Here is an 18,363-nt window from a genome sequence, read left to right as displayed (position 1 = left end):
ACCAATTAGAGATAGGAATAGACAAGATATCTTCAGCAAGGCGAACTTCAGCACTTTACTTCAAAGCGCAAGAAGTCATTCAGACGTTTTGATTCGGCAATCTCGTCGTGCGGCACAAGCAGATACTTCCATGTCTTGGTGCCAATGGCTGCTGCGTAATCCGATGCGTGCTTGCACCAACGAGCTGCCGAACTCGCTTTGGCCTGCACCTCTTGAGTATTGACGTCCGTGCGCGCCTTGGTTTCAACCATGTAAATGGTTGTATCCGTCTCAACGACAAAGTCAGGGATGTACTCCGGCTGCTCCGTGCCCAGCTTGTAATAGATTTGGAACTGCCCCTTGGCGGGTTTAAACCACTTCAAGGCATCGCGCTCCAGGATGACGGAAAAGCGGCGCTCGGTATCCGAATCGAACTTTTGCAGCGGATACAGGCAACGCGAAAAACCGCCGAATAGCATCTGCTTGATACGCCCGGTCTCGGTCAGCGTTTCACGGAAATGGTGCGCCGTCTGTCCTGCCGTAGCCGTGTAGTTGCAGGGCTTCAGTTCAGTAAAACCACGACTGACCTGCACTTCATACCCGGTTGCTTCTTCCCAAAAGTGCTCCATCATCTCAGCACGAATTAAGCGAGCAAGCTCACTGCCAAAAGTATCGAGGATTTCGTGCAGTTCATTTTCAGAGTAATTCTGCTCCTGATAATGAGCAACGGCTTGGCCCGCCAAGTCGTATAGCAACTCAGCTTGAGTGAAGTAATCTATGTTGTCATAGTCGATAAGCTTTTTAACAATGTAATCCTCGAAGCGCTTTTCGCGAATTCCTCTTTCGCTGCTTAACGTAAACTGCTCATTGGTACGTAGTTCTTGCCCCACAATTTCGCGTTGTCCTGGTTGAAAATTGGGTAATAGACTCAGTTTGAACGGATGAAAGCCCGTGGTGACTTCGCCAGTAGGCACCACGGCGATACGGGGGATGTCGATGGTCTGCTGAGCGACAATCTCCGTCGTTTTTGCCACTACGGCTGACAGATCAAGTTTCGGCTGCCCATCATCGACGCCAGCCAGCAAGTTGCCTTGCATCGGCCGATTTAATAAAGCCAGGCGCTCGGTGACCTCAGTCAAGATTGCTGATTGAACCTCAGGGGTAAGCAGTGCGCTGCTGGTGGGCACCAGATCGCGTCTGACTTCGTACTTTCCAATCACATCCATCACGACGCGAGCCGCCTGTCGCTCTGCTTCAGTGGTGAAGACGGAGGCAGGTGCCGAGGCCGTTGGAGCCGTCCCGGCGTTCGACGGAGCACCGGCTACCACGGGCGCATCCGTCAGGCCCAGACGTGTCATTGCGCCCGAACCAACTTGTACGCTGACTTTTTTATCGTCAGCGCTTGGCGCATCGAGGATGATTTGCTTCAAACGAATTGGCGAGTCGCCGCGGTTCGCCTCGTCGATAATCTCCTGGAATTTATCGTGCGCCACGATGTTCAGGCGATCCACCGCCGCCACACCTGTTCGCTTGCCATAAGGCAGACGCAAACCGCGGCCGATGGATTGTTCAATCAGCGTGCGGGCATTGGCGGCGCGTAGCGGAACGATGGTATAGAGATTGGTCACATCCCAGCCTTCCTTCAGCATGTTGACGTGAATCACGATCTCGGTCGGTTCGTCCACGCTCTCGACCGCGAGCAAACGGGAAATCATTTCCTCCTCTTCGCTGCCTGAGCGGCTGGAGTCAACCTGAATCACCTTGCTCCGATAGCGTGCGTCAAAGAAAGCCTCCGACTGCAGAAGCACCAAAAGTTGCCCGGCGTGCGTGGTATCCCGTGCGATCACGAGTATGAAGGGTTTGACCGGCGCAACACCGTTTTCCCGGGCATAGGTCAGCAGCTCAACTTTTGTAGTTTCGTGCAAGCGCACGCCGTCTTCCAGCTTGATCTTCTCGATTTCCTCGGGCGTGTGTGCTTTCGCATCAAAATTACGCTGCGTGACAACGGCTGGCTCCTTGACGAAACCGTCCTCCATTGCCCGTGCCAGCGGGTAGTCCACAACTACATTCTTGAACGGGATCGGCTTTGGGTTTGCTTCTACGAAAGGTGTGGCTGTCAGCTCCAGTCCGAACAAAGGCTGTAATTCATTGATGGCCCGCATGCCAGCCTGCGCGCGATAGCGGTGCGATTCATCCATCAGCAGCACCAGATCCGGCAAATTAGCCAGATGGTTGAAGTAGCTATCGCCCAGCACTTCTTTCATGCGCTTGATACGTGGTTCTTTCCCGCCACGCACCTCCGAGGCGATCTTAGCGATGTTGAAAATATTGATGCGAACTTCACCCAATAACTCGCCGCCGAAGATGTTTTGCTGATCGTAGTTGTCCCCAGTAATGACGCGAGGCGCATTGAGGGCAAATTCACCGATGCCTTTAAACACATATTTCGGTGTATTTGGCGTGAAATCCGTAATCAGCTTGTTGTAGATCGTGAGATTGGGCGCGAGCACAAAGAAGTTGTTGATACCGTGCGCCAGATGCAGGTAGGCGATAAAAGCTCCCATCAACCGCGTTTTGCCCACACCGGTCGCCAGCGCAAAGCATAGCGAGGGAAATTCGCGCTCGAAGTCTGCCAGCGCCGGGAACTCGGCTTTCAGCGTAGCGAGAATCGCTGCCACATCGCGTTCGTCATGGCTCAACAGTTCCGGCGCGGCATCCAATGCCTGTTTCAGTCTTTCCAACGATTCGGCTTGCGGGGAGCGCAGCGACAAGCGTCCTATAATATGGTTCTGGATGCGGACACTCATGCTTCATTCTCCTTGTTGTCCAGCAGCTTCAGCATGGGTGCGTGCGATTTCCGCCGTGACCTTACCGGCATCCTGTAATACCTCACGATCGGTCATTTCAATGAATCGGTTTAATCGAATTTCCCAATCCTGCATGGTCATGGGCATCTTGTTCTGCGCCATCAGCTCGGCCATATCCAGGTAGGCGTTCACCAGCCGGGAAAGCTGAGCCATTTCGCTTTTGCTCAGGTAATTTTTGGCAATAACCACGTCAAACTTCTGAATTTTTCCACGTGGCGCATCCTGCCAAGTGGTCAACCCCATATTGGGCTTTTCCGCATCCGCACGTGCGACGATGACTTCCGCCGCCGTCTGTCCATGAATGGCCCAATGCAGTTTATTCTGTACGGTGGCGAAAAATCGCTTGGTGGCCTGTGCAGTCACATCGTAATCAATCGACGTGGCATAAAGATCGGTGATTTTTTGATAGAACTTGCGCTCCGAAAGGCGAATCTCACGGACGCGCTGAAGCTGCTCCTCAAAGTATTGATCTGTCAGGACAGAGCCGCCATTTTTCAGTCGCTCATCGTCCATCGTGTAGCCCTTGATGGTGAACTCCTCGACGATGGCCGTAGCCCACTTGCGAAACTGCACTGCCCGCTCGGAATTGACCTTGTAGCCCACGGCAATGATGGCCGCCAAGTTATAATGCTTGGTGTCATAGTTTTTTCCGTCGGCGGCAGTTATTCGAAAACTTCGAATAACTGAATCCTCTTGCAACTCACTGTCGGAAAAAACCTTTTTCAAGTGGTAGTTGATCGTATGGGTTTCCACATTGTAGAGGGTTGCCATCATTTTTTGAGTCAGCCAGACATTCGCATCGGCATACACTGCCTCCACACCGTCTTTGCCACTGGCCGCCACAAAGATGAGATATTCCGCTGCAGAAGAACGGACGATGGAAACTTCGCGCTTCTTGGTATCAGGTTTCTTTGCCATAAGCAGTCTCCTTGGTCTGCTGCCCGATTGCAGCATCACAAAATTGTCCAGCAGCTTGCTGGACAAAATAAGCGCCTTTGTTCCAGTTCATGCCTCGCCTTCCCCATCGCCAAACAGATCGGCGGTGCGCCGGTCCGTCTTGGCTTTCCTCCCTTTGCTTACGGCAGGCTCGATCGGTTCAGGCTGCGCCATCGGCAGATTCGCGACATTCAGGCTGTAATCGTCATGCCCCCACTCGCAACGCGCCAGCACCATCTTGGGGATTTTTTTCAAGGTCAGGTTTGGCCAGCGCTCTGCGGCTTGAGCCGCACTCACGCCACGGAATGCCGAACAGCACACCAGCAGGCTTTGTTCACTGCCGATCTCATCGCACAGCGCCTGCAACTGCGCGGCGGAAAGATTTTGCGTGGTCACATAAATGAAATCGCGCTCGCTGGAATGGCCGTGCTGCCACCAATGAACTTCCGACGGTGCGTAGGTGAAACCTTCCAGTTTCGCCAGTGCTTCGGCCAGCATCGCCGCGTTGTATTCCGGGTTGATCACCGGATTGCCCCAACGGTCGTTGACGATCAGGCTGGGTGCCAGTTTGTAGTAGCGGAACCCGCCGCCACCTTGCCAGTTCACCGCTTTGGATATGCCACCTTGATCGTCGCCATCGATGACTTTTTTCAGGCGCGGAATGATGTGCGTGTGGCAGTGTTCACCCAACTCAACCATGATCCAGCGGCGGCCCATTTTGTGCGCCACCGCGCCGGTGGTGCCGGAACCGGCGAAGGAGTCGAGGACGAGATCGCCGGGACTTGTAGTCAGCGTCAAGATCCGCGACAAAAGGCGTTCCGGTTTTGGTGTAGAAAACAGTTCAGGCTGATCGGAAAGTAGCATCGAGTTTTCCGCCTTTGCCTCTTGGTTATGACCAACTTCTTCGGATAACCAAAGAGTAATCGGAACAACGCCTTCCTTGCTTTGCTCCAAAAAGCGTTTCAGACGCGGTTGATTTTTCCCATCTTTTCCCCACCAAATCAAATCATTTTTCTCAAAGCTGGCTATTGTCTCCGGTGAATATGCCCAGCAACGCCCTTTAGGTGGCAAAATTTCTTCCCCATGAGGACTCACAATGGGGAACAATCCAGAACTCTTTCCTGTTTGTGCATACTGTTTTCCCCGCTGCCCAGAAGTCAAACTAACGTGCAACGGGCTTGATGCCCAAGGACCACGTGGATCATTGTCTGTATTGCTGTAATCGCCAACATTCCGATCACTGCGAGGAAGTCGCCCCATCTTAAAAAACGAAATTTCCTTGGAGTAGGCTAAAAGCATATCTGTGGCGGAAGAGAAATAAACAGCGTTGTTGTGGACGCTGGTTGTCTTCTGCCAAGTAACCGTACCCAAAAAATTAGGGCGGCCATAAATTTCATCACACACCACCTTAAGATAATGCCCCTCTGCATCATCAATTGTAATCCACAACGATCCATCCTCGGATAGCAGCCGCCGGATGATCTCCAGCCGGTCGCGCATCAATCCCAGCCAGATCGAATGTTCCAGTCCGTCGTCGTAATGCGTGAACGCACTGCCGGTGTTGTACGGCGGATCGATGAACACGCACTTCACCTTGCCGGAGAACTCCTGCTCCAGCGCCTTCAACGCCAGCAGGTTGTCGCCGAAGATCAGCCGGTTGTCGAAGCTATCGTTATCCGAAATCCGATGCCTGGCGTGATACGACAGCGACGGATCTTCCAGCAGAATGCGCGGCTCCAGCTTGGGCCGCTTGTCCTTCCCGATCCAGGTGAGTTCGAGTTTTTGTTTGCCGCTCATTCTTGTGCCTCTTGTCGCTGCGCCAGCATTTGCAGGGCGCGTTCGCGCTCGCGTTCCAGTTCGTGTTTGAGCTCTGCTTCGCTCGGCAGATAAGGCAGGTATTTGGCGGCAAACAATTGCTGTTGTTCCGCCAGTACGGAATAGCGCACTACGGCTTCACTTTTTTCGCTGCACAACACCAGGCCGATGGTGGGATTGTCGTCCGCGCCTTTGATTTGCTCGTCGTACAGGCGCACATAGGTGTCCATCTGCCCCATGTCCTGATGGGTGAGCCTGCCCAGTTTCAAGTCCACCAGTAAAAAACATTTGAGCTTGTAGTTGTAGAACACGAGGTCGAGATAAAAATCTTCATCGGCAAAACTCACACGCTGCTGGCGGGCGACAAAGGCAAAGCCTTTGCCCAGCTCCAGGAGAAAGTTTTGCAGGTTGTCCATAATGGCCTGCTCCAGATCGCCTTCCAGAAAGCGGCCGGTGTTGAGGTTGAGAAAATCCAGCACATAGGGATCACGCAGGGAATCCTTGCGGGTCACCGCCGGGGATTCCGTGTACTGCGCAGCTTCGGCCTGTACCAGCGCCTTGTCCCTGCTGCTCAACAGGCGTTCGTAATAGAGCACGCCGATTTGCCTGTCCAGCGCCCGGCTGCTCCAGTTCTGGCTGATGGCTTCGCGCAGGTACCACTCGCGGACAGAGGGATTTTCCACGCGCAGCAGAACGCGATAGTGCGTCCAGCTCAATTCGGTACGCACTGCGTTCCGAATTGGAAAGAACTGAAAAAACAGTCTCATATTCCTCAAATTGCGCTCATCGAAGCCGCGCCCGAACTGAGCCGTCAGTCGTTCGGAAAGCGCTGCCAGTTGCCGTGTGCCATAGGCGGCGCGGGTCTGCCCTTGTTGCTCATGCTCGACGATCAGACGGCCAATTTCCCAGTAGCTGGCTACCATGGCCTGATTGACGCTTTGGCGTACCTGACTGCGCGCTTGCTGAACGATCTCGGCAATCTGACTGGCCAGGGATTCCAAGATGTCGTGTTGCGGAGGTGGGGTGCGCTTCATTTCAACGCCCATTCGACGGTGAATAGCGTCTGTCCTTCACGCAGGATGCGCGATTCCGGATTTTGACGTTTATCCTTGCCGATCCTGGTGAGTTCGAGTTTTTGTTTGATACTCATTTTTTATCGTTTTATTGGTCTGGTTGATGCAGTCGATCACCCAGATAGAACAACCCCCAGAAACTAGTAACCAGCATCTGCCAAAAAACAAACAAAAAAACCAGCATGTATGCCACAGAAACCCATAGATGATATTGCACGCTAATAATTTCTTTAACAGGTAGATAGATTGTTTGCCCAAAGATAGCAAGAACAATAAGAATAAGGCTTTCAGCGGTTAAAAAAGCAAACATTGAGCAAAGAAACCGCCTTCGTGTCAGTTCTATCACAACACTTTGACCAAGCACCATAATATCCAATTTTGGAGCTGGTGCAGGCATTGTTTTGTCTATGTCTGTCTTATTGAAAGTAGCAATTGCTGCCAACGCTGCAATATAAAATCCTGGAAGACCTTGAACGAAACCTAATATTTTGGCAACTAGTGCTCCATCTGCATATAGTGGAATGTTTCCAATCGTTTTTAGACAAAACAAAAAAACCGTTGATAAAACGGCTAGAATCACAGGGTAAACCCAATCCACTACCCATTTTTGCTTATGCTTAATGGATAAATAGGAAAGTGGTCTCAGCAAATGCCTAAACATTACTCTCTCGACCGTAGAAGGTCTTTCATTCTCTCAAGGAGAGCATCACAAAACTTATCATAAGAAGATTTCAAATCAAACTCAAAGTCATCCAATTTTTCTTTCTTTACATATCCTTGTGCTGAAACATCATTTGTGTCCATTACTACTGTTCTATCGACACCTGTCGGTGTCTTGAATTTGATTCGGGCACGGCTGTAGTCATCTTTCTTCTTGATGAAAACGTTCTTTATCTTATTGAATTTGCCTTTAACTCCTTCATCCTTTAGAGTCAAAACCAATGTTTTGCATTTCTCTTGGATGTAACCATCCTCATCAATATTTGTGTATTTCTCTTTCTCTGTAATAAGCTCAATAGACTGAATTTTTCCATTATCAAGATCGTACTTTAGATCATCAGAGATATGCCCTTCAAACTCACATTTAAAGTCCACATTGTATTTTTTGGATTTGCCTTTATCATCGACGGCACCGTCCGGGTGAAACTGCTCATAATCTAGCGGCTTAAGTTGCTTAGCATCATGAAGAATCTGATTTAACAACCTTTGGACTGCATAAACTCCAAGTCCCACACAGTTTTCAATCAACACAAGTGCCGCTTGTTGGTCATCTTGAGGGAGTTGAACTACTATATGCACCGAAAAATCCTGTCCTTCCTCTTCTTGTTTTTCTGCTGTACGACGCTGCTTTTTTTGGGGAATAGTGAATACCGGATCCGATATCCCTTTATCTGATTTGTTTACAAGGATGCTGATGATATCACCCTCCCATTTCCAATCAGATATATAGAATTGCTCTCGTCCTTTGGATGCTTCCTTAAGACGTTTTTCCATTGGCACAAGCTCCATCAGCTGAAATGCCTTTTTCACATAAATTGGTTTTGGAGCCTTAAAAGTTCGGGATTCGGCATGAATAGACAGATCATAGTAGTACACTAGCCGCTCAGTTTTCTTCATTTCATCTATCCGGATAAGAAAAGTTCATTATATTTTAAATATATACAGACAAAGATGCACCACATCTGAGAAAGCCGAACCACATAAGTTTGACCCAAAATTCTTCAAATTTCATATCAACTCCCATTCGACGGTAAACAACGTGCGCTCTTCGACCTGCTGTTGAAGTTGTATTTCCAATTGATCGATGAGCGCGTTATGCTGGGCTTCGATTTCGTCCTGCCGGGCGAACAGCTCACGGCGCAGCGAGCTGCGCTTGCTTTCCAGTTCACGTTGGCGCTTCTGCCATGACAGCTTCTCTTCCAGCACTGGTGAGGAGGCCGCGGTGCGGCGCACTTCCTTGATCTCGCGGTCGATTTCCTTGATTTCCTGTTCCAGCCCCAGTTTCAGATCGTCCGCCCAGGCATCGAGCTTCTGGACTTCCTGCTCGAAGTAGCCGAGGTTTCGTTGATTGATGTCGCGCAGCAGCGCGGTCTGACGGGCTTCCATGTCGGCCTGTAGAGTCATTTCACCATCGTTGAACAAGCCGGCATCCTGTACGGTTGCGGGCAGGCGCAGCAGCTTTTCCGGATCGTCTTCTGCCAGTGCAATACCATCTGCTGTACAGGCCGCAACCACCAAGTGCTGTTCCTGGTTGCCCAGCGCTTCGACGGAAATCAACTTCAGTATCAGCCAGCCCGTTTTGCCACGGTATGGTTCCAGCGTGCTTTGCTTCCTGCCATAGGCTTCGTAGTCGAACACCAGCCGCGCGGCGGGTAGATTACGGGTCTTCGCTTGGCTGATTACCCATTCAGCCAGCGGGTGTCCGATCCGGTACAGATGAGCGTCACCGGAACGGCGGGGCAGCTCGTAGCGCCCAGGCTCGATTCCCGCGAGGCCGCTGTTTTCAATTCCAGCTGGTGGATTACCAAGCACGAACCCGTCATCGTCGAACGCGGCGTAGCCATTCAGTTCCGTCCGGGTCAAGTCCATCAGCATGCGCTCGTATTTGCTACGCGCGGCGCGGCTGTCCTCGGCGCGCACGCGCAGTTTATCCTGAACTTCCTCATCGAAGTTTTCCAGCAAGATTTGGCGGGTCTTGACCATTGCCTCGCTGATCTCACCGGAAAGGTCAAGTTGCAACTGTTCAAAACTGGCCTTGATTTCCCCATGTTCCCGGCAGTTCCGATAAATTTCGGCGATACGCCGCTCGAAATCCACCCCGGAACCAATCGCGCCTAATACTTCGTCGCTGGCGCCGAATACGCCCTCGAAAAGCTGGAATTTCTGCGCCAGCAGTTCGTACACCCGCGCATCCGCTTCATTGCTGCGGTCAACGAAATTCACCACCACCACGTCGAACTTTTGCCCGTAGCGATGACAGCGCCCGATGCGCTGTTCAATACGCTGCGGATTCCACGGCAGGTCGTAGTTGATGACCAGCGAGCAGAACTGGAGGTTAATGCCTTCGGCCCCGGCCTCGGTGGCGATCATCACCGTGCCGCGCTCCTTGAAGTACTCGACCAGACCCGCGCGGGTATCAGCGGTCTTGGAACCGGTAATACGGTCGGTGCCTTCGTGCTGCTTCAGCCATTCCTTGTAGATGGTTTGTGCGCGTGCATCGCTGTTGGTGCCGTTGAACAAGACGATCCCTTCACCGTACGAGGTATTTTCCAAAAGGGACAGCAGATATTCCTGCGTCCGCTTCGATTCGGTAAAAATGATCGCCTTTTTGGCCGCGCCGAGGCGCTCCAGTTCAGCGAAAGCACGATCCAGTGCGGTCAGCAGGGCCATGCCTTTGGCGTTGTCACGGATATTGGCCGCCAGTGTCTTGAAATGCCGCAGATCTGCAATTTCATTGGAAATGGCATCGTGTTCGTTACGTGCAGACGATGATGCATCAAGGGCTTGATCGTTCCATTCGTCGGCGGTTTCATCCAATGATTCATAGTCTTCATCCAGCTCCTCGGCCAGATCGGGAAGATTGGCTGCATCATCCAGCACGCCTTGAAGACGATTTGCCATAGTATCCAGCGCACCGGCTATCGCGTACGTGGACGACGCCAGCAGTTTCCACAACACCAGGGAGATCAGTTGCCGCTGCCCATCGGGCAGCGCCTTAAGGTTTGGACGCCGCAGGTAGTCCGCAACAAGCCCGGATAATTCCCGCTCTTCAAAGGATGGCGTGAATTCCTCGACGATGGCTTTACGGGCGGTGTATGAAACATAGGGCTGCACTTCCTTACGCAAAGTACGCTTGCAAACCGGAGCCAGGCGATCACGCAAATTGGCGAAGTTTTGATTTTTACCTGAGGCAGTAAATTGGGCGCGAAAGCTGTCGAGATCGCCAAAAACACGATCATCAATCATGCTGACGAGGCCATAGAGCTCCAGCAAGGAGTTCTGAAGCGGGGTTGCTGTCAGCAGTGCCTTGGAATGGACGTGCGCCAGCGCTTCCTTCAGCGTTTTGGCAATGACATTGCTGGTTTTGTAGACGTTGCGCATGCGGTGGGCTTCGTCGAGTACAACCAGATTCCATTGAATATTCTTGATATCGTTCGCTTTAGCTTTTGCAAACTGATAGGAGCATATCACCGGGCCGAGTTGACTCTCGAACGGGTTTTGACTCGTCTGCTTGCGGATTGCGTTATAGCTTTTCGTCTCGAGGATCAGACTTTGCAAACTGAATTTATCTTGTAATTCCTGATGCCATTGCTTGCGCAAATTGGCGGAACGATGATTAAAATACGGCGGCGGCGCTCGGCCCAGCGCTGCGAAATGACCAGCCCGGCTTCAATGGTCTTACCCAGACCAACCTCATCCGCCAGGATCACGCCACGTGAAAGGGGATTACGGCATGCGAAGAGTGCTGCATCAACTTGGTGGGGATTGAGATCGACTTGCGAATCGACCAGCGTTGAAGCCAGCGATTCGACTGAGCCGCCTGCTGCGCGACGGGTCAGCAGCCAGGCAAAGTATAGACTTTGATACGGTGTTAATAGCGGTTGCTTAATCAACAGCGGCTCTCTTTGCATTTGGGTTCAAGCGTAAGTCAATCGCTGATTTCGTTAACTTTTGATAAGGGTTTTTGCAAAAGCCTTGTGTAATCAGCAACCAGTTAAATTACCTCCGGCATAGCCGGAGGCTTATCGCTGGAGCCCCTCAAAGGGGCTGTTTGCGAGCCGCTAAAACGGCACCTACATACCCAGTTTCAACTGATCATAACGTTCATCTTCCTTTTCCTGATCTCGGATATATGCTCTGACCATCTCTTCATCCAGACCTACCGTTGATACGAAATACCCACGAGCCCAAAAACTTTCTCCCGTTAAATTCCTTCCTCTGCCCAATTGACGCGCAATTGCTATCGCACTTTTACCTTTGATAAAACCTACTACATGCGACACCGAGTTCTTGGATGGAATACTTATACACATGTGAATGTGATCCAGCATCAAATGGCCTTCCACAATCGCGCTTTCCTTCTGATTTGCCAGATCGCGCAACACTTCCCCTATATGCTTCCTGACCTTGCCAAATAGCAGTTTCTTTCGCCGCTTCGGAATAAATACCACATGATATTTACAATCCCAGCGCGTATCGCTCAAACTTCGGTACTCCTTCATCTTTGACTCATAGTCTCGTGGTTGAGACGAGAACGTTACGACGACTGCCGTAACGGTCAAACCTTGGGGAGTCCCCCGAAAAAGTCGGGGGTTTACCTGGTATTAATTATAACCTCATGGCAAAATCACGGAAAATCGCAAGCTAATGTTCAAAATCACAGCCAAATCATCAATTCTTCTATTATGGTAACGTCACTGAAACAAATACACCGGCATGATCCGATACACTGGTCTGACCGGGATCAACAAGGGTGTTAAATACCACCCGACTCTCACGTAAACTCTTTTCCGGATTCATAAAAATGTAATCAATGCGCCTGGCAGATCCCCCTGCATCCAATGTTGAGACCCCGACGGTACAATGCGCATCAGCTTGCCCAGGGTTGGCGCATAAATTATCCAGCGATCTATTCTGCGCATAAGCATCGATAAAGCCCGCACTGACAATTCTGTCGTAGAAAGGACGCTCCACAAAGGGGTCCTTCCGGAAGCGGTCGATATTGAAATCACCGCCAAGAATTGTAAAATTACCACTCGGAAAGGATGCCTCCAATTCACTAATGAACGGCAACATAACATCTAATTGAGCATCCAATTGATCCGCTGTACATGCGGCACAAAGATGGGTATTGTAAATATTCAACTTACTGGAATGAGGAATATTGATGCGTGTCATCATCACATTTCTTGGCAGTTTGATATCATGTCCGCGAAAATTCAATTCCGTCGCATGTGGCAAACGCTTGGTGGTTCTGAAATCAATTTCGCAACGACTCAATATCGCATTAGCCACGCCTATCACGCCTGGCAATCCGATTTCAAAAGCCGTGTACAAATCATAATCACGCTTGCGGCTATGAAGTTCCTTTTGCAAATCTTCCGCGCTATTTTCAGTATGAACCAATGCGCCTCCAACCACCTCTTGGAGTAGAATAACATCCACCGGTGTTTTCTCCGCAAACTCGGCAACAGCTTTCAGACGCTGCTCGCGCGTTTCAATTTCTTTGAACAGAAGATTGACGGATAGAACGTTAAGGTAACCACGACTGGCCACATCATCACATTGAACCCGTGGTTCTTCACCATTATTACCGCTTTTAGCACAACCGGATAATAGAAAAATACTAAAAATAGCGATAAAAAATAGGCTTCTCATAAATTAACCTCTTGATAAAACTTTTGTAAACAGGATTCCTGCTCACTCATTAATCTAGAGTCCGATCTAAATATCAATATTTGTCGCCCGTAGTGCATTCTTCTCGATGAATGCCCGCCGTGGTTCGACCACATCGCCCATTAGCGTGGTGAAGATTTCGTCGGTCAGAATACTGTCTTCGATCTGCGCGCGTAGCAGGCGGCGGTTTTCCGGATCCATCGTAGTTTCCCACAATTGACTTGGATTCATTTCCCCCAGGCCTTTGTAGCGTTGTACGTTCAGACCTTTTTTCGCTTCTTCCAACAACCATTCGAGCGCATGTTTGAATTCGTTAATAGCCTGCTTGCGTTCACCGCGTCGAATGTAAGCACCTTGACCCAGCAAACCTTCAAATACCTGTGCAGTTTTCTGGATCTGCACATAGTCGCCACTCTCTACAAAATCATTATCCAGGTAGCTGGTCAGCACATTACCATGCGACATGCGCATGATTTTCAATCGATAACGCTCGTGCACGTCATCGTATTCCGCAACGATTTCCACATCCTTGATACGTGCGGCCAGACGGGTCGCGCTATCAATCGCCGCTTGTTCGTTGTGCAAGTCGACGTCCGGCTGGCGCAACAACGCGTACATTACGTTACTATCGATCATCTGACTCATGCGCTCGATAACCGCCTCCGCCAAAATGTATTCGTTGGCAATTTTTTCCAGTGTTTCACCGCTCAAGGAGGGCCTTTCTTCCCCGATATACAGCTCGGCATCGGTTAACGCGAGGCTGAGCAGATGTTGTTTTAATTCATGATCATCCTTGACGTAGCGTTCTTTTTTACCGTGTTTGATTTTATACAAAGGCGGTTGCGCGATATAAATATGACCGCGCTCGATCAGTTCGGGCATTTGCCGGTAAAAGAAGGTTAACAGCAAAGTGCGGATATGCGAACCATCCACGTCTGCGTCAGTCATGATGATAATACGGTGATAACGCAGCTTATCCGGGTTGTATTCATCCTTACCGAAACCGGTTCCCAACGCGGTGATCAAAGAAATGATCTCCTGCGACGAAATCAGCTTGTCAAAACGCGCTTTTTCGACATTCAGGATTTTCCCCTTGAGTGGCATGATCGCCTGGAATTTACGATCGCGCCCCTGTTTGGCGGAACCACCGGCGGAATCACCCTCGACCAAATAGAGTTCGCACAATGCCGGATTTTTTTCCTGGCAATCAGCCAGTTTTCCTGGTAATCCCATACTATCGAGCACACCTTTGCGGCGTGTCAGTTCACGCGCCTTACGGGCAGCTTCGCGGGCTCGGGCGGAATCAATAATTTTATTGCAAATGGTTTTGGCATCCAGTGGATTTTCAAGCAAGTACTCAGACAGCTTTTGCGTTACGACTTCTTCCACTACGGGGCGCACTTCCGAAGATACCAATTTTTCTTTGGTTTGCGACGAAAATTTGGGTTCAAACAGCTTCACCGATAATACGCACGACAAGCCTTCACGCATATCATCACCGGAAGTTTCAACCTTGGCTTTTTTGGCCAGCTCATTTTTTTCAATGTAATTGTTAAGTGTACGTGTCATTGCAGCGCGCAAGCCCGTCAAGTGAGTACCACCGTCTTTTTGCGGAATATTGTTGGTAAAGCACAGTACTTGCTCGGTGTAACTGTCATTCCATTGCATCGATACCTCGACGGCAATATTGTCCTTTACACCCGTTGAGTAGAAAATACTCGGGTGCAGCACCGTCTTACTGCGATTGATGTATTCAACAAAGTTTCTAATACCGCCGGTAAAGGCGAATTTTTCATCCTTACCAGTACGTTGATCGATCAGATGAATTTTTACTCCGTTATTGAGAAACGAAAGTTCACGCAAACGTTTGGCGAAAATATCATAATGATATTCAATGTTGCCGAAAATTTCCTTACTGGCAAGAAAATGTACTTCCGTACCGTGCCTTTCACTTTCTCCTGTAATTTCCAATGGTTTGACTGGGACACCCATACGAAATTCTATCTGGTGCGTCTTGCTATCACGCCTGATCGTGAGTTTCAACCATTCTGATAATGCATTGACTACTGATACGCCAACACCATGTAAACCACCGGAAACTTTGTATGAATTGTCGTCGAACTTTCCCCCGGCGTGTAATTCCGTCATGACGATTTCCGCCGCTGAGCGTTTCATTTCATCGTCCTGTTTGATCCCGGTGGGAATGCCTCGACCGTTGTCCAGCACGCTGACCGAATTATCCGGATGGATAGTAACGGTTATTTCATCGCAATGGCCGGCTAGTGCTTCGTCAATGGCGTTATCGACAACTTCGAATACCATGTGGTGCAAACCTGTACCATCGCTGGTATCGCCAATATACATGCCAGGCCGTTTACGTACGGCATCCAGACCTTTGAGTATTTTGATGCTTTCAGAATCGTAATTGGCTGGATTTTCTTTGGGTACTTGGGGATTTTGATCACTCATTAGTCTAGGTACTTTATGGAGAAAGTTGTGGAAACGATTTAACGGTCGCGGTTAAGGTTGGAGCGGTTATGATTAAATCCTCATAGGCATTACAATGTATTTGAATATTTCATTTCCAGGCACCGTCATCAGAACACTGCTGTTAGCATTTTCAAACGCGCATTGCACGGTTTCACTCGTAACATTGTTTAATAAATCCATTAAATAGGTAATGTTCAGGCTGATATCCACTGGATCATCCTGATAATTGATTTCCAGTTCTTCTTCAGCCTCTTCCTGCTCGTTGTTCTTGCAGATAATGCGCAGATTATCTTTATTGACGATTAGACGTACACCGCGAAATTTATCGCTTTGGTTGGATAGAATGGAAACACGCTGCAAGGCTTGCAGAAAAACAAGCCGATTAATTTCAAACAATTTATTGTTTCTCGTCGGAATAACCCGATTGTAGTCGGGAAACTTCCCGTCGATGATTTTCGATATCAGCGTTATATCCGAGAAAGAAAACCGGACTTTATTTTGGAAATATTCTATTTTTATCGGGTCTTCACTATCATGTAGTAGTTTAGATAGCTCAAACACGGCCTTACGTGGCAGGATCACTTCTTGTTTTTTCTGTGCCTTATCCAAACCGGTTGATACATAAGCAAGACGATGACCATCCGTACCTACGCTGATCAGTTGTTTGCCATCAATCAATAACAAGAGTCCGTTCAAATAATAGCGGATATCCTGCTGAGCTACCGCAAATTGAACAAGATGCAAAAGATCCTTGAATTCTTTTTGCTTAAGTGTAACAGCATTATCAGATTCCGACTCTTCAGTGACTTCAGGAAAATCTTCCGCTGGAAGAATTTGCAGATTAAATGCGCTTTTATGGGATTTGACCAGCAAATGATCGTCTTTCCGCGTTAAAGTTATCTCGATATCGGATGGCAGTGAACGTAAAATATCCTGAAGTTTTTTAGCGGAAACTGTGAAAGCGAAATCTTTTTGAAGTGAAAGGTTTTCAGCAGCTTCCGTTTTAATTTGTATCTCCAGATCAGTGGTTAAAAAAGAGGTCTTTTCTTGATTTTGTCTGATCAGAACATTTGATAGGATGGGTAACGTTTGTCGGCGCTCTACAATTCCGGTTACAGTTTGTAGAGGTTTTAACAGGATATCTCGGTTTGTTTTAATTAAAAGCATTGATTATGAAAATAGTAGTAATTAGATAATGTCTTTAATACTTCTGTATAGTTTATATCTTTATCTTAATTTCAATAAGATACAATAATTTTTTTGTTGGTATGATCCGGGTATAGGCATTGGATAAATTGTGGATAAAAATAACGGATTTTTAAAATCAACAGTTATCCACAATGTGTTAAACAGTTATCAACCTCTTAAAATGAGTATCAAAGCGTTAAAATCCCGGCTTACCAGGGGATCGGAAACACGTAATTCGTTAATCTTGCGGTAGCCATGTAATACGGTAGTATGGTCTCTTCCGCCAAAAGCTTCACCAATGTCCGGTAGGCTAAGGGAAGTCAGCTCTTTGGCAATGGCCATTGCCATTTGCCTGGGCCTTGCAACTATCCGTGAGCGTTTTTTTGAATACATTTCAGAAACTTTGATTTTATAGTAGTCCGCGACGGTTTTCTGAATGTTTTCAATTGAAATTTGACGACTTTGTACCGCAAGCAAATCCTTTAATGCTTCTTTCGCCAAGTCAAGTGTTATGTCTTGGTTGACAAAGCGTGAGAAAGCCAGCACTCGTTTTAACGCGCCTTCCAGCTCGCGTACATTTGAACGGATATGTTTGGCAATAAAAAAAGCGACATTTTCATCCAGCCGGATTTTTTCCATTTCAGCTTTTTTCAAAAGAATCGCGACGCGCATCTCCAGTTCAGGAGGTTCTACCGCTACGGTTAATCCCCAGCCAAAGCGTGAAACCAAGCGTTCTTCCAAGCCGGTAATTTCTTTGGGATAAGTGTCGCAGGTAATGATGACTTGTTTGTGTGTTTCAATGAGTGCGTTAAACGCGTAAAAAAACTCTTCCTGTGTACGGTCTTTTCCGCCAAAAAATTGTACGTCGTCAACCAGTAGCAGATCCAATGAATGGTAGTAAAGCTTGAACTTGTCAAATGCTTTGTGTTGATAAGCGCTGACAACATCGGAGACGTATTTTTCCGCATGGACATAACGAATTTTTGCACTTTTGTTGTTGTCGTGCACATAATTTCCAATCGCTTGAATCAAATGCGTTTTTCCAAGACCAATGCCACCATAGATAAATAGCGGGTTGTAGGCAACCCCCGGTGATTCAGCCACTTGAATGGCGCCAGCTCGGGCTAATTGATTGGCTTTTCCGGTTATAAAGTTATTAAAAGTGAAGTTAGGGTTTAATCCATTGAGATTTTTTTTTGTAGGCTGATAAACAGTTTTAGGCTCCGGCTTCACTTCAAGGGGACTAAGCGCGGATTGTGGCATTTGATTCAATGCATTGTTTTTAGTGTCTGTTTGATCAGCAAGCTTTAAATGAAACTGGATATTTTTGTCAAAGTAGGTTTTTGCCATACTTTCGATATGCATAATGAAGTTGTCTGCTACCCATTGCGATACAAAACGATTAGGTGCGATCAATACAACTTTGTTATCACCATTAAGTGCAAGATCAATCTCCAATGGCTTGATCCAGGTGTTGAATTGTTGTGCATTGAGTTCTTTTTGAAAATGATCCAGACAGGATAACCAAAAAGTACTCAATGATTGCATCATTTTTTGTTCTTTATTTGCTTCGTTTGGAAAAGCAGTCATCATGCCATGTCCGTTACAAAAACCAGATG

At 48.5% G+C, this 18,363-nt stretch carries 13 protein-coding genes; all 13 read right to left on the bottom strand.

What is annotated here, in order from left to right; all coding sequences use genetic code 11:
* Window positions 1–47: 47 nt before the first annotated feature.
* The 13 genes from ATY38_RS05060 to dnaA all read right to left on the bottom strand — a co-directional run bounded on the left by ATY38_RS05060 (window position 48) and on the right by dnaA (window position 18,337).
* A complete protein-coding gene (locus ATY38_RS05060; RefSeq protein WP_062558346.1) occupies window positions 48–2,786 on the bottom strand; it encodes a DEAD/DEAH box helicase family protein in 2,739 nt (912 codons plus the stop codon).
* A 3-nt stretch (window positions 2,787–2,789) separates the two neighbouring features.
* Entirely contained in the window at window positions 2,790–3,764 is a 975-nt protein-coding gene (locus ATY38_RS05055; protein ID WP_235590394.1) for a virulence RhuM family protein, read from the bottom strand.
* Window positions 3,765–3,851: 87 nt separating this feature from the next.
* Window positions 3,852–5,579, bottom strand: coding sequence for a site-specific DNA-methyltransferase (locus ATY38_RS05050; RefSeq protein ID WP_062558345.1), 1,728 nt, complete (start codon window positions 5,577–5,579; stop codon window positions 3,852–3,854).
* Complete coding sequence (locus tag ATY38_RS05045; RefSeq protein ID WP_062558344.1) at window positions 5,576–6,631, bottom strand: PDDEXK nuclease domain-containing protein; 1,056 nt, start codon at window positions 6,629–6,631, stop codon at window positions 5,576–5,578. The genes ATY38_RS05050 and ATY38_RS05045 overlap by 4 nt, the downstream gene beginning before the upstream one ends.
* Before the next feature lie 127 nt (window positions 6,632–6,758).
* The gene (locus tag ATY38_RS05040) at window positions 6,759–7,268 is read right to left on the bottom strand and encodes a hypothetical protein (RefSeq protein WP_143023429.1); all 510 of its coding nucleotides are present in this window, start codon (window positions 7,266–7,268) and stop codon (window positions 6,759–6,761) included.
* A 62-nt stretch (window positions 7,269–7,330) separates the two neighbouring features.
* A complete protein-coding gene (locus ATY38_RS05035) occupies window positions 7,331–8,287 on the bottom strand; it encodes a hypothetical protein (RefSeq protein ID WP_062558342.1) in 957 nt (318 codons plus the stop codon).
* A 111-nt stretch (window positions 8,288–8,398) separates the two neighbouring features.
* Complete coding sequence (locus ATY38_RS16920) at window positions 8,399–10,948, bottom strand: helicase-related protein (protein ID WP_418006993.1); 2,550 nt, start codon at window positions 10,946–10,948, stop codon at window positions 8,399–8,401.
* Window positions 10,936–11,301 carry a DEAD/DEAH box helicase family protein gene (locus ATY38_RS17030; protein WP_418006992.1) on the bottom strand — a complete coding sequence of 122 codons (366 nt, stop codon included), beginning with the start codon at window positions 11,299–11,301 and terminating at the stop codon, window positions 10,936–10,938. Before ATY38_RS17030 ends, ATY38_RS16920 begins: the two co-directional genes overlap by 13 nt.
* Before the next feature lie 162 nt (window positions 11,302–11,463).
* The gene (gene tnpA / locus ATY38_RS05025; RefSeq protein WP_062558341.1) at window positions 11,464–11,892 is read right to left on the bottom strand and encodes an IS200/IS605 family transposase; all 429 of its coding nucleotides are present in this window, start codon (window positions 11,890–11,892) and stop codon (window positions 11,464–11,466) included.
* 181 nt (window positions 11,893–12,073) lie between these two features.
* Complete coding sequence (locus ATY38_RS05020) at window positions 12,074–13,048, bottom strand: endonuclease/exonuclease/phosphatase family protein (RefSeq protein ID WP_062558340.1); 975 nt, start codon at window positions 13,046–13,048, stop codon at window positions 12,074–12,076.
* A 66-nt stretch (window positions 13,049–13,114) separates the two neighbouring features.
* The gene (gene gyrB, locus ATY38_RS05015) at window positions 13,115–15,535 is read right to left on the bottom strand and encodes a DNA topoisomerase (ATP-hydrolyzing) subunit B (protein WP_062558339.1); all 2,421 of its coding nucleotides are present in this window, start codon (window positions 15,533–15,535) and stop codon (window positions 13,115–13,117) included.
* 72 nt (window positions 15,536–15,607) lie between these two features.
* Window positions 15,608–16,723 carry a DNA polymerase III subunit beta gene (gene dnaN, locus ATY38_RS05010; protein WP_062558338.1) on the bottom strand — a complete coding sequence of 372 codons (1,116 nt, stop codon included), beginning with the start codon at window positions 16,721–16,723 and terminating at the stop codon, window positions 15,608–15,610.
* 189 nt (window positions 16,724–16,912) lie between these two features.
* Window positions 16,913–18,337 (bottom strand): chromosomal replication initiator protein DnaA, encoded by a 1,425-nt coding sequence (gene dnaA, locus ATY38_RS05005; RefSeq protein WP_082633000.1) that lies wholly within the window; start codon window positions 18,335–18,337, stop codon window positions 16,913–16,915.
* Window positions 18,338–18,363: the final 26 nt, after the last annotated feature.

Origin of the sequence: Nitrosomonas ureae (genome assembly GCF_001455205.1) — a bacterium.
GTDB classification, from domain to species: domain Bacteria; phylum Pseudomonadota; class Gammaproteobacteria; order Burkholderiales; family Nitrosomonadaceae; genus Nitrosomonas; species Nitrosomonas ureae.
This window is presented reverse-complemented; position numbering and strand designations above follow the sequence as displayed.